The organism is Sulfurospirillum diekertiae (assembly GCF_002162315.1).
Lineage (GTDB): Bacteria > Campylobacterota > Campylobacteria > Campylobacterales > Sulfurospirillaceae > Sulfurospirillum.
The window spans coordinates 2,837,127-2,849,060 of the sequence record NZ_CP021416.1 but is presented as its reverse complement, the minus strand read 5'-3'; the positions used below and the strand labels follow the sequence as shown (position 1 = coordinate 2,849,060).

The window sequence follows — 11,934 nt, the reverse complement described above, 5'->3', positions numbered from 1 at the left end:
TTATGGCACGTTATGGAATGGCACTAAATTACAATAATTGTATTAATTGTAAAGCATGTGAAAGTGCATGTAAAGAAGAAAATGGTGTTTTGCTCTTACCCGATCATTATCGCATTTGGGTAGGTGTTAAAGAGGCAGAAGGACAATTTCCCAATATCTCTATCGCTTCTCAAACCTATCAGCCAAGTCAATGTCAACATTGCGACAATGCACCGTGTCAACAAGTCTGTCCGACCAATGCAACCTATTACAGTAAAGATGGCATGGTTATGGTTGATCCAACCAAATGTATTTTGTGTACCTACTGTATTAATGCATGTCCTTATGATGCACGTTATGTTGACAATCGAACCAATACGGTTGATAAATGTACGTTCTGTTCGGATACTAGGCTTGCCAATGGTGAAACAACGACAGCATGTCAAGCAACGTGTCCGACAAAAGTCAGAGTATTTGGTGACTTGGATGATCCAAATAGCGAAATTTCACAGTTACTTGTGAATAAAGAGTACCGCCAAGTTAAAAGTCACTTGGGTACTAAACCAAAACTATTTTATATATTGTAGGAGTTTATGATGCAAACAATTTCTTTGAAAAAACTCTTTTATTTTGAAAAAACGCCCCTGAATGTGGTGATGGCAGTTACAACCGTAGCCCTTCTTGCCGCGTTTATGGCGGGTGCGGTTGCGTATATCTTACATGGACACCATGTTTACAATGTCACGAGGCAACATCCATGGGGGTTACTCATCGCAATGTATGTTTTCTTTGTGGTCTCCAGTACAGGTCTTTGCATTATCTCTTCGATTGGGCATGTTTTTGGAATTCCAGAGTTTCAGCAAATTGGTAAGCGTGCCATTGCAGGTGCAATTATCACAATCAGTTCAGGTTTTGCCGTTATTGGCTTAGAAATCGGTCACCCAATGACAATGTTGATTTACAATGTCTTAACCCCAGGTTTGACTTCAGCTATTTGGTGGATGGGAACCTTGTATGGTCTTTACCTTACGTTTATCTGTTTAGAATTTTTCTTTCTAGCGATTAAAGTGAATCATACTTTTTCTAAAATCTTTGGTATTTGCGGTCTTTTAGTCGGTCTTGCAGCACACTCAAATCTTGGCGCTGTTTTTGGCTTTTTGATCTCTAGACCTTCTGCCAATGGTGTTTTTTATCCTGTCTATTTCATTCTTTCTGCCATGATCACAGGATGTTACTTAGTTTTCTTAATGTATGGATTTAGATACAAAATGAATTTTCCTGAAAAAATCACTGTGATGCTTGTCAAACTTTCAAAAATTTTAGGCATGCTTTTAGCCGTACTGATCTTCTTTGAAGCATGGAAAATCATAACAGCACTGTATGGAGATATGCCAGAGCGAGCAGAAACTATTTTGCATGCAACGAAAAGTCCTACTTTTTGGTTTGGGGAGTTAATTTTAGGTATGTTAATACCATTTACGATTATCTTAGTCAGCAATGCAAAGGCCATTAAAGCAACGGTGTATGCTTCTATATCAGGTATGGTGGGTATTTTCTTTATGCGCTATGACTTGGTTCATGACACATTACTCTATCCTATGACAATGCTCAAACGTTCAGAATACCAACTAGCACCTACATTTGTAGAGTACTTCCCTTCTGCGGCTGAGTTTGCAATTGGATTTGGTGGTATTGGCTTGGCTTTGTTTATGTATTATCTTGCCGATAAAATATTTAATTTGGATGAAACAAGTACTCATTAAAGTTAACAATAGCCAGTAACCAAAAAGGAGAGAAGATGAGTATAAGGATTTTAGCGAGCAGTATCGTTGTAATAGGATTGTTGTTGAGTGGATGCGCAGAGAAACAACCTGAGGCAACAATATCGCCTAGTGCAAAAGTGTTGAATGAACCAACTTTACATGTAAAAGAGTTGATGGAGAAGTTTAAACTAGAGAATGTGGATTACGCTTACGTTAAAGTCGCTATAGGGAACGGAACAAGAGAGGGAGCAAAAGCACTCTTGATTGACGCACGACCCAATCCAAAATATTTAGTAAGTACGATTCCATCAAGCTTGAATATTCCTGATACTCAAATTGATCAATATATTGGTCAACTGGATAAAGTCACTAAAGATAAAGAGATTATTGTTTTCTGTGGTGGATGGGATTGTGAAAAAAGTCCAATCGTTGCAGGCTACCTGAAAGAACATGGCTTTACCAATGTCAAACTTTACCAAGCAGGTGAACCAGAATGGATTGCTAAAAATTACCCAGAGATAGGTCTACCAGCAGCCCAAACCCTCTTTAAAAATAATAAAGCTCTCTTTATGGATGCAAGACCTTATGCAAAATATATGGCAGGAACAATTCCTGGTTCAATGTATATGAGTGATGAAGAGCTTGATACACTAAAAGGTCGTTTGCCCATAGATAAAACAACACCGATTGTAAGTTTCTGTGAAGGTTATAATTGTGCTAAATCCCATAACTTAGCTAAAAAACTCCAAGAGTTTGGTTATCAAAAAATTAGTGTCTATGCCGGTGGATACCCAGAATGGAAAGAAGCTGGACTCCAAACCACGGCAGGCGGTGCTAAAAAAGTAGATGTCGCTCCAAGTCCTAAGAAAGATGCATTTGTTGAAGGTATAAAGTTAGGTGAAGATGAAGGAACCGTAGATGGTGAGTGGTATAAAGCACTGATCATTAGTGATAAGATACCAACCAATGTAGCTGTTATCGATGTACGAAGTGCCGCAGAATATGCCAATGGACATATAAAAGGGGCTATCAATATCGAAGCAGGAAAACTAAGTGCAACAGAATTTGCTGCAAAACTACCCAAAGGTAAAGTGGTGATTATGAACTGCTCAGCAGGCGGAAGATCTATGGAAGCATTTTTGAAACTCAAAAATGCCAAAGTTGATGTGAGTAAGATCTTCTACTTTGATGCGAATATCAAATGTGATAAGAGCAGTAAATGCGAGATTAAAGTCAATGAACCTTTAGGTTAATAGTTTTACATGTAAAGCTGCGATCAGAGATGAAACGCTCTGATCGCTTACACTAAAAGAGGTAAAACATGGTAAAATTTACAAATGTATTGCTAAGCGCTTATGTGGCGTTTGGTTGTTTTGCACCACCCCTTTTAGCGGATGCAACGATGGGTGCAGATATTTTTAAAAAAGAGATGCGTACGGTCTGTGGTTTTAGTGGAAATGTGATGGCTAAAAAACATACGCAAAACGAGTGGCAACACTTTTATGAAGCAGGAACACTTAAAGCGGAGATGCTGCTTTTATGTCCTGATGCAAAGCCATTAACCGATGCTTCTCTTAAACACCTGTACGATTTTCTCTATCATTTTGCGAGCGATAGTGGCAATACGGCTTTGTGTTATTGATGGTTGTGAGATGGATTTAGAACTGTTTAAATAGGGATGTGAATGTTTAAAGATTTTGCGAAGATAGAGACGTTTTTAACCGTTGTGCGAGAAAAAAGTTTTTCAAAAGCTTCTAGAAAGCTTGGAATTAGCCAACCTGCCGTTACGCAACAGATCAAATTCCTTGAAGATTATTTGAACATTCCCATCGTGGATCGCAAAAAGAGTGGCATTAACCTTACCAAAGAGGGCGAAGAACTTTTTCAAGTGTTGCTCAGCCTTGAAAAGCAAATTTTGATTACGGAAAAAGAGGTTCTGCGTCTGGTTAATAAAGAGATACTCTTTATTCTAGGCGCTTCTCCTGTGATTGGAAATTATATTTTACCTGAGTTTCTCAACGATATTCAAGAGGTGATTTCCAACCAAGTGATGGTCAAAGTCAACAGCTCCGTTGAGCTAACCGAGCTTGTGGTGAACCGAAAAGTCGATCTAGCACTCATCGAGTCTCCTACCTTTCATCCCAATATTTTCTATCGTGAATGGATGGAAGATGAGCTGGTTGTTGTCAGCAGATCGCCGCTTCCTAGTATTTTAAAAAAAGAAGAGCTCTTTGATTTGCAGTGGATTTGCCGCGAAGAGGAGTCCAACACGCGTAAAATTATTTATGAGACATTTCATAAAATAGATGTGGATTGTAAAAATTTTACGATTAAAAATATCGCCAACAGTGCAATGACCATCAAACAAACACTCCTCAAAGCTGACATCAACGGTGCTCCAACGGTTTCCATTCTTTCCAAATACATGGTTGAAGATGACGTGCAAGCAGGAAGATTACATATCGGCACGATCAAAGGTATTCATTTGATGCGAAAATTTTATATCTGCTATCTCAAAGACCGTATTCAAGATGCGCTGATCGCAAGTACACTTGATTTTATTACCCGAAAACAAGATATTAAACCCTCAATTTAACACCATTCAAGGAGCAGTCTAAACGCTCCTTTCTCTCTCATTCCCTTCCTCCTCTTTTTTATGAGCGTCTCGTTTTGAATCATATAACTTTACATGTAAAGATTTAATATCAATAAAAGTAAATATTTTTATAATTATAGTATATAATAGTTAAAAAAAAGGAGATAAAATGAAAAAAAGTTATATTTAGTTTACCATTGTTGGCTTCATTGTTGATGAGTGCTAATCCCCAGAGTCGAACTGATTGTACGGAAGTGTTTCAAAATGAGATTACTAAAATTCTTTATGCCAAACCCGATGATAAAAATAACTCCATTGAAGCGCTAACGCAAAAAATTAATACACTTTTAGAAGAGGAGTGTGATCTAAATGCTTCTATCCAAAAGGCTACCGCAAAAGAGAAGAGTGCATCTTCAAATCCCAAAGAAGAGAAAGTGCTGATTTTGGATACGACTAAAAATAGCCAAGACTGTATCGAATCATTTCAAAGTGAAATACGGGAGCTTCTGTATGAAAACGAGCAGCAAAAAGGAAAAGAGAAGCGTGTGCGAGTGGTCATCAAAGGAGATGGTGCTAACTGCACAAAAGAACCAGGTGAAAAATAGAGATTTCACCATCAGAGGCTAACATCTTTAGCCTCTTCCTACAACCTTACCCCTCTTAGCGGTATCTTAGAATATTTAAAAATAGGTATAGAAATCTCAAAAATGTCATTATTTTTTTACTAATATTCTAAAAAAGCACACTTTTTTTTACTAAGTTAAATAAAATTATAAAATTTATTTATTTTTTTTATAAGCGATTACATCGGGCTTCTGCTCTCATCTTAATTCATTTAACTTATAAAAATGATTTTGTTTAATAATAATATAAAGAAACTCTCCTTACAATGTATCCATGAAATGGTTATTTCAGTAGGTTTTGTCAAACCTAATGTTTAAAAATTGAAGTGGAGAAAACGAATGAAAGTAGAGATCTCACGAAGGAGATTTCTTCAAGGCAGTGTCGCCTTAAGTATTGCAAGTGGAACGGCGCTTAGTTCGTCAACCATTCTTGCAAGCTCAAAAGAGAAACCTCAAGTGACACTAATGAAGGAAGTTCCAACCATCTGTGAAATGTGTGTTAATAAATGTGCGGCGATTGCGCATGTACGTAATGGTATTGTAACAAAATTAGATCCCAATCCTTATTTCCCTAAATCTCGTAATATGCTCTGTGCCAGAGGAGCAGCAGGTATTCATGCCCTGTATGATCCCGATCGACTCAAATACCCTTTAATTCGTACCGGAGAGAGAGGCGATGGCAAATACAGACGTGCGACATGGGAAGAGGCGAATGCGTATATTAAAGACAAATTGGTCAAAATTTTAGAAGAAGAAAAAGACAACCGTTCCTGCATTGGCTATTGCGCAGGGGAAGGGTTGGCAGAACACACCTTTAAAACCTTTATGGCCGATAAATTTGGATCGTCCAATTTCCTTAACCACTCAACCATTTGTTTGCAAACCGCTGTTTCAGGCTATACATTAACTATCGGTGGTTATGGACAAGCGGATTTGGAAAATGCGAAGTACGTCATTATGGCAGGAGCGAATCGCGCCGAAGCGATTTTAACGCCTGACACGATGGATATGTTTAAACGCACCCGTGGACGTGGTATGAAACTGGTTGTGGTCGATCCACGCTTTACCAATACCGCAATGCACGCTGATACCTATGTCCCAATTCGTCCAGGAACCGACTTGGCGTTTGTGCTAGCATTGACGTATGTTGCGATTATCGATCAAGTTTACAATCGCAGTTATGTTGCCAAAAACTTTGTTGATTTTGATAAATACAAAAAGCATATCATTGAGAGTGAATATACACCTGAATGGGCAGAAAAAATTACAGGTGTTCCTGCTTCAACGATATGTAAAATCGCCCATGATTTTATGGCAAATGCACCTCAATCGGTTTATTACCAAGGAAGACGCACGACATGGTCTAAAAATGATTTTCAACTGCGTCGCGCTATGGCACTTTTTACAGCACTTGGCGGTGGCATCGATGTCAAAGGTGGCATTGTTTTTGGTAAAAAACTTCCATTGGGTGAGCATACGACCACCGCTCCAATGTATGCCAACGCGAAACCTAGAATCGATAAAAATTTAGCCGCGGTTGTCGGTGCAACAGGCACATGGGTAGGATGGCGCAATATGGTCGAAGAGGGCAAATCCCCCTATCCAATCCGTGGGATGTTTGTTTATAAACAAAATCCAATGCTCTCGGTACCAAATTCTACTAAAACTCGGACAATGTTTGAAAAGATGGATTTGGTGGTTGTAATCGATACAATGCCAAGTGATACAGCAATGCTAGCAGATGTTATTTTACCAGAGTGTACCTACTTAGAGAGGGAAGATCCCGTGCAGTCGTTTGCAGGGATTGAGCCCTCCATCGCGATACGTGAAAAAGTGATTGAGCCTATGTATGAGAGTAAACCGGTGAATGAAATTATGCGAGGCTTAGCCCAAAAACTTTCAAAACCGTTGTGGGAAATTACCAAAAAATATGATGAAGATGTGCAAGAAGAGCTTGAAGATACACCAGAAGATGAGTTCTATGACGAAAATGGTTTTGATTTAGCAGAGCCTTTTATGCACGATCAAGAAGAGACGAACAAACATATGTTTGTTGAAAAATATGGTGAAGAGGCGTGGGGAGTCTTACGTGAGAAGGGTGTTTTTTATCCCAATATGCTTACCTACTTTAAAAAGATTGATAACAATACGTATGAATACTACCCTAAAGATAAAAAGTTTTACTCTGTATTGAAGCTTGAAGAAGAGTACGATCCTGACGCCTTTTTGCACGATATTTGTGTCAATCCTGTGGATGTCGCCGATCTTAAACGCTCGTTTAACACTCCTAATAAAAAAGTTGAATGCTTTTTGGGCAGTATGGCAGCCAAAGGCGTTGATCCTATGCCCGTGTGGAGGGATGAAGAGTATGTAAACGTTCCAGCAGGCAAATTTAAATTTATTACAGGGCGCCATGCACAGTTCACCCAAAATGCAACCCAAAATAACATCATGCTCCTAGAGCTGATGCGTGAGAATTATTTGTGGATCAATGACAAAGAAGCCGAAGCGTTAAACATTCAGTTTGGAGATACGGTTGAAGTGACAAGCCGCGTAGGACATGTGCGAATTAAAGCCTATCCAACTCCTAAAATTGTACCACAAAGCGTTTTTTATATTCATGGATTTGGCGCAAAATCAGAAGGACTAACGTTTGCGCATCGCAATGGTGCGAGTGATAATGAAATTATTGAAGATACGATTGAGCCGGTACACGGATGTGCCAATATGCACGAAACGCTCGTATCGATCAGGAGGGTGTGAAGATGAATTATGCAATGGCATTAGATTATCAAAATTGTATCAACTGCAAAGCGTGTGAGGTTGCATGTAAAGAGGAAAATGGCGTTCAGTTGGGTGCGGATAAACAACGTATTTGGATCGGTGTGGTGGAAGGAACCATTTTTGGCAAACCCTTTGCCAATCTCTATCCGTCGCAATGTAACCACTGTATTGATGCACCGTGTGTGAGTGTGTGCCCTACCAACGCAAGCCATTTTGCACAGGGAGGTATTGTCAAAGTAGATGCACATAAATGTATTTTATGCAAAGGGTGTATGGAAGCATGCCCGTATGATGCACGGTTTGTGGATGACACGATGGTTGCTGTGGATAAATGCACATTTTGCGATCACCGCTCATTGGTGGAAGGCGGTACGACCGCGTGTCAAGCGACGTGTCCGACTAAAGTGAGAACCTTTGGTGATTTGGATGATGAAAATAGCGATATTGTGAAGCTTCTCAAAACAAAACGCTTCTTCTTTCAAAAAAGAACATACAGGAACGCTTCCAAAAACTTTTTTATATTTTACCCAATGATGAAGCCTATGCTAAGCAGAGTGTTTCGCATAATACGATTATTCACACATGGGAAGAGATTAAACCCATGTATGATCAAGCTCGCAATCGAAGGAGTACAGAATGGAAAAAATAAGGTTTGCAGGTCTTGATATTAACAAGATCAGTATCGTTCAACTGTTGCTCAATAAAACGATGCTTTTAGGCTATGTTCTTCTAGTCTTTGCATGTATTGGCATTTATGAAATTTTTGATGTACGCTATTTTAGTGCAGCTGCTAATGCGCATGCTTCAGGGCTCAACCCAACCGATCCCGCTCTGAAAGAGGCGATGCGTTTAGCCGTTTTCGGAGATGTCGGCGAGGTCAATCGTAATATCCCTTGGACGCTTTTCATTGTCAATTACATGTACATGATTTATACGGGGAGTGGAGTGATCTTTTTGGTCGCATTGGCAGAGTTGATGAATTTTAATCTTATCGCTAAAGCAGCAGCAGGTTTCATGGTCATCGGAATTTCGATGGTGTTTGCAGGACTCTTTACAATTGCAACCGATCTTAATATGCTCAATATGGTTTGGATGGTACTGACACCCAATCTTAATGCAGGCATGTGGTTGATGTTGCCACTTTATTGTACCTATATCCCGTTTGTTTTATTTGAAATTTATCTGGTTCTAACTCATAAACGAGAGTGGGCAAAACGCTTGGCATTACCTATTTTAGTGTTAAGCATTGGGGTTGACTTGATTGAGTATTATATTCAAGCGAAACTTTTCTATGAATACGGCACGTCATCTCTGGACAGAATTTCCCTTTTTGACGTTTTATTTTTTATTATCTCTGCTTTTGTCTCGTCTTTAGGCATTATGGGAATCATCAGTTTCTTCGCTCACCGCAGTAAAACAGAATACAAAGGATTAATGGATATTATTCGCAGAGCCATGTTGTTTTTTGTCTCTCTGCTAGGTCTTTATGAAATTTTTGGTTATATGACGGTCGATAAAGATTGGGCATTTTTGATTCTTTTTGGCCCATTTCGTTATGTCTATTTTACGGGATACATCTTTTTGACATTGGCACTCCCCTTTTTATGTATTGTTAAGGCACGACAGCCTATATTTACACTAGTTGCTTCTATTTCTGTGGTCATCGGTGGCTTTGTGGGAAGGTATCTTTTTGTTTATGGAGGTAATGCCAATCCTATGTCCAACCGTTTTGGACTTGGGTATGAAAAATACGATTTTTATGCATTGTCTAAATCTTTTAATTACGTCGCACCACACTTAGGAGAGATCTTTATCGTTGTTGGCTCTGTGGGCGTGGTGATTATGATTTATAAGCTTTTTGATACGCTTTTTTCTGTGAATGAATTAAGAGAACACCATTAAACCCCAAAGGAGAAACAATGAGAATAAGAGTATTCGCCAGTAGCCTGATCGTAGCAGGATTGTTGCTAGCAGGATGTACGAATCAACCCGAAACCAGTGCAACCCCTAGTGCAAAAGTGTTGAATGAACCAACTTTACATGTAAAAGAGTTGATGGAGAAGTTTAAACTAGAGAATGTGGATTATGCTTACGTTAAAGTCGCTATAGGGAACGGAACAAGAGATGGCGCTAAAGCCCTCTTGATTGATGCACGACCCAATCCAAAATATTTAGTAAGTACGATTCCATCAAGCTTGAATATTCCTGATACTCAAATTGATCAATATATTGGTCAACTGGATAAAGTCGCTAAAGATAAAGAGATTATTGTTTTCTGTGGTGGTTGGGATTGTGAAAAAAGCCCAATCGTTGCAGGCTACCTGAAAGAACATGGCTTTACCAATGTTAAATTGTACCAAGCAGGTGAACCTGAATGGATAGTTAAAAACTATCCAGAGATAGGTTTACCAGCAGCACAAGCTATTTTCAAAAATAATAAAGCTCTCTTTATGGATGCAAGACCTTATGCAAAATATATGGCAGGAACAATTCCTGGTTCAATGTATATGAGTGATGAAGAGCTTGATACACTCAAAGGTCGTTTGCCCATAGATAAAACAACACCGATTATAAGTTTCTGTGAAGGTTATAATTGTGCTAAATCCCATAACTTAGCTAAAAAACTCCAAGAGTTTGGTTATCAAAAATTAGTGTCTATGCCGGTGGATACCCAGAATGGAAAGAAGCTGGACTCCAAACCACAGCCGGTGGCGCTAAAAAAGTAGACGTAGCCCCAACTCCTAAAAAAGATGCCTTCGTCGAAGGTATTAAACTAGGAGAAGATGAAGGAACCGTAGACGGTGAATGGTATAAAGCACTCATTGTGAGTGATAAAATACCAGCCAATGTGGCTGTTATCGATGTACGAAGTGCCACAGAATATGCCAATGGCCATATAAAAGGGGCTATCAATATCGAAGCAGGGAAACTGAGTGCCACAGAATTTGCTGCAAAACTTCCAAAAGGTAAAGTGGTGATTATGAACTGCTCCGCAGGCGGAAGATCGATGGAAGCTTTCTTGAAACTTAAAAATGCCAAAGTTGATGTGAGTAAGATCTTCTACTTTGATGCGAATATCAAATGTGATAAAAGTGGTACATGTGAGATTAAGGTCAATGAACCTTTAGGTTAATAGTTTTACATGTAAATAAAAAAAGGGGGCGGAGGAATTGAATCCCCTCGTCCCCCTTTTTTATGCCTAATCGAAAGCTTATTCGTCGCGTGAGCCAAAAATTCCAAGAATTTGAAGCAATGAAATAAAGAGATTCAAAAAGTCCAAATACAATGCAATTGCACCTTCAATAGGTGTTTCATACGCACCTTTGATAATGTTTTGTGTATCGTAAAGAATGAATGCACTAAATAAAATAGAACTAACACTTGCAATAGCCAATTGTAAAATTGGGCTGTGGAAAAAGATATTTATGATGCCTGCAACTACAATCACAATTAATGTAATAAATAACATTTTACCCATTGCTGAAAAATCTCTTGTGGTATTCATCGCAAATACTGAAAGTCCACCAAATGCAACGGTTGTTAAAATAAAGGCATTTGCCACAATACTAGCACCGCCTGGCATTCCTAATGTATGCGATAGCAAAGGCGCGAGTGTTAGTCCACTGATAAATGTAAAACCAAAAAGCAAAATCATATTAAGTCCAGCTTTCTTTTTAGCAGCAAAAAGTCCAAATAAGAAGATAAACTCTAAAATGACAAGGCCTAAATACCAAGAAGAGATGGTTTTTGCCATACCAATTCCAACATAAGAGCCAGCACTTGCAGCAAGCAGTGATGCAGCAAACAGTTGATAGGTCTGTTTAATAAAAACTCCCATAGAGCTTTCATTGACCTTTGTCTGTTCATAGGCACTCTCTTGTGCATTGTGTTGTATATAATTTCTGTCATATAGTCCCATGTAATTCTCCTTCAAAAGACGTAAAATCAAACCGCATTTTATCAAATTAATAAGATGAAATGCAATTTGTGAATTGTCTATTATATGGAAAGAGAGTAAACGAAAAATTAATCAACTTGAGAGGAATAAAAAAACCAATTAGTTGCAGTGCGAGTTTAATGTCTTTGTAAGGTGCAAGGATATATAATTTCGTCCTCGTTTGAGAAAGCGGGGTTAAAGAGAAGTACCCAAAGTAGGGGACAAGCTTCACGTTCATTACCATTTTAACAA

Annotated in this window: 12 protein-coding genes; 11 read left to right on the top strand and 1 reads right to left on the bottom strand. The window is 38.7% G+C overall.

The window, feature by feature from the left end:
* Positions 1–2: 2 nt before the first annotated feature.
* From Sdiek1_RS14605 to Sdiek1_RS15375, 11 genes are all read left to right on the top strand, one after another.
* Positions 3–566 carry a 4Fe-4S dicluster domain-containing protein gene (locus tag Sdiek1_RS14605; protein WP_087439769.1) on the top strand — a complete coding sequence of 188 codons (564 nt, stop codon included), beginning with the start codon at positions 3–5 and terminating at the stop codon, positions 564–566.
* Between the two features lie 9 nt (positions 567–575).
* Positions 576–1,742: an NrfD/PsrC family molybdoenzyme membrane anchor subunit gene (gene nrfD, locus Sdiek1_RS14600; RefSeq protein WP_226372211.1), complete on the top strand. Its 1,167-nt coding sequence runs from the start codon at positions 576–578 to the stop codon at positions 1,740–1,742.
* Positions 1,743–1,777: 35 nt separating this feature from the next.
* Positions 1,778–2,995, top strand: a complete 1,218-nt coding sequence (locus Sdiek1_RS14595; protein WP_087439767.1) for a rhodanese-like domain-containing protein — start codon at positions 1,778–1,780, stop codon at positions 2,993–2,995.
* Positions 2,996–3,063: 68 nt separating this feature from the next.
* Positions 3,064–3,384 (top strand): hypothetical protein, encoded by a 321-nt coding sequence (locus Sdiek1_RS14590; RefSeq protein ID WP_087439766.1) that lies wholly within the window; start codon positions 3,064–3,066, stop codon positions 3,382–3,384.
* A gap of 42 nt (positions 3,385–3,426) precedes the next feature.
* Complete coding sequence (locus tag Sdiek1_RS14585; protein WP_087439765.1) at positions 3,427–4,338, top strand: LysR substrate-binding domain-containing protein; 912 nt, start codon at positions 3,427–3,429, stop codon at positions 4,336–4,338.
* A gap of 215 nt (positions 4,339–4,553) precedes the next feature.
* Entirely contained in the window at positions 4,554–4,943 is a 390-nt protein-coding gene (locus Sdiek1_RS14580; protein ID WP_151897997.1) for a hypothetical protein, read from the top strand.
* Positions 4,944–5,300: 357 nt separating this feature from the next.
* Positions 5,301–7,724, top strand: a complete 2,424-nt coding sequence (locus Sdiek1_RS14575; RefSeq protein ID WP_087439763.1) for a molybdopterin-containing oxidoreductase family protein — start codon at positions 5,301–5,303, stop codon at positions 7,722–7,724.
* Between the two features lie 2 nt (positions 7,725–7,726).
* Positions 7,727–8,410 (top strand): 4Fe-4S dicluster domain-containing protein, encoded by a 684-nt coding sequence (locus Sdiek1_RS14570; RefSeq protein ID WP_238099051.1) that lies wholly within the window; start codon positions 7,727–7,729, stop codon positions 8,408–8,410.
* Positions 8,382–9,647: a polysulfide reductase NrfD family protein gene (locus Sdiek1_RS14565; protein WP_238099049.1), complete on the top strand. Its 1,266-nt coding sequence runs from the start codon at positions 8,382–8,384 to the stop codon at positions 9,645–9,647. Before Sdiek1_RS14570 ends, Sdiek1_RS14565 begins: the two co-directional genes overlap by 29 nt.
* A gap of 17 nt (positions 9,648–9,664) precedes the next feature.
* The gene (locus Sdiek1_RS14560) at positions 9,665–10,471 is read left to right on the top strand and encodes a rhodanese-like domain-containing protein (RefSeq protein WP_238099047.1); all 807 of its coding nucleotides are present in this window, start codon (positions 9,665–9,667) and stop codon (positions 10,469–10,471) included.
* A 98-nt stretch (positions 10,472–10,569) separates the two neighbouring features.
* Positions 10,570–10,878 carry a rhodanese-like domain-containing protein gene (locus tag Sdiek1_RS15375; RefSeq protein ID WP_238099044.1) on the top strand — a complete coding sequence of 103 codons (309 nt, stop codon included), beginning with the start codon at positions 10,570–10,572 and terminating at the stop codon, positions 10,876–10,878.
* 78 nt (positions 10,879–10,956) lie between these two features.
* On the opposite strand, the gene Sdiek1_RS14555 is transcribed toward Sdiek1_RS15375, so the two are convergent.
* Positions 10,957–11,664 carry a Bax inhibitor-1/YccA family protein gene (locus Sdiek1_RS14555; RefSeq protein ID WP_087439762.1) on the bottom strand — a complete coding sequence of 236 codons (708 nt, stop codon included), beginning with the start codon at positions 11,662–11,664 and terminating at the stop codon, positions 10,957–10,959.
* Between the last annotated feature and the right edge of the window lie 270 nt (positions 11,665–11,934).

What these genes read in the sequence shown, in the direction of transcription:
- nrfD (WP_226372211.1), top strand. Translation starts at nt 576, where the DNA reads ATGCAAACAATTTCTTTGAAAAAACTCTTTTATTTTGAAAAAACGCCC.
- Sdiek1_RS14580 (WP_151897997.1), top strand. Translation starts at nt 4,554, where the DNA reads ATGAGTGCTAATCCCCAGAGTCGAACTGATTGTACGGAAGTGTTTCAA.
- Sdiek1_RS14605 (WP_087439769.1), top strand. Translation starts at nt 3, where the DNA reads ATGGCACGTTATGGAATGGCACTAAATTACAATAATTGTATTAATTGT.
- Sdiek1_RS14560 (WP_238099047.1), top strand. Translation starts at nt 9,665, where the DNA reads ATGAGAATAAGAGTATTCGCCAGTAGCCTGATCGTAGCAGGATTGTTG.
- Sdiek1_RS14595 (WP_087439767.1), top strand. Translation starts at nt 1,778, where the DNA reads ATGAGTATAAGGATTTTAGCGAGCAGTATCGTTGTAATAGGATTGTTG.
- Sdiek1_RS14575 (WP_087439763.1), top strand. Translation starts at nt 5,301, where the DNA reads ATGAAAGTAGAGATCTCACGAAGGAGATTTCTTCAAGGCAGTGTCGCC.
- Sdiek1_RS14565 (WP_238099049.1), top strand. Translation starts at nt 8,382, where the DNA reads ATGGAAAAAATAAGGTTTGCAGGTCTTGATATTAACAAGATCAGTATC.
- Sdiek1_RS14555 (WP_087439762.1), bottom strand. Translation starts at nt 11,664, where the DNA reads ATGGGACTATATGACAGAAATTATATACAACACAATGCACAAGAGAGT.
- Sdiek1_RS14590 (WP_087439766.1), top strand. Translation starts at nt 3,064, where the DNA reads ATGGTAAAATTTACAAATGTATTGCTAAGCGCTTATGTGGCGTTTGGT.
- Sdiek1_RS14570 (WP_238099051.1), top strand. Translation starts at nt 7,727, where the DNA reads ATGAATTATGCAATGGCATTAGATTATCAAAATTGTATCAACTGCAAA.
- Sdiek1_RS14585 (WP_087439765.1), top strand. Translation starts at nt 3,427, where the DNA reads ATGTTTAAAGATTTTGCGAAGATAGAGACGTTTTTAACCGTTGTGCGA.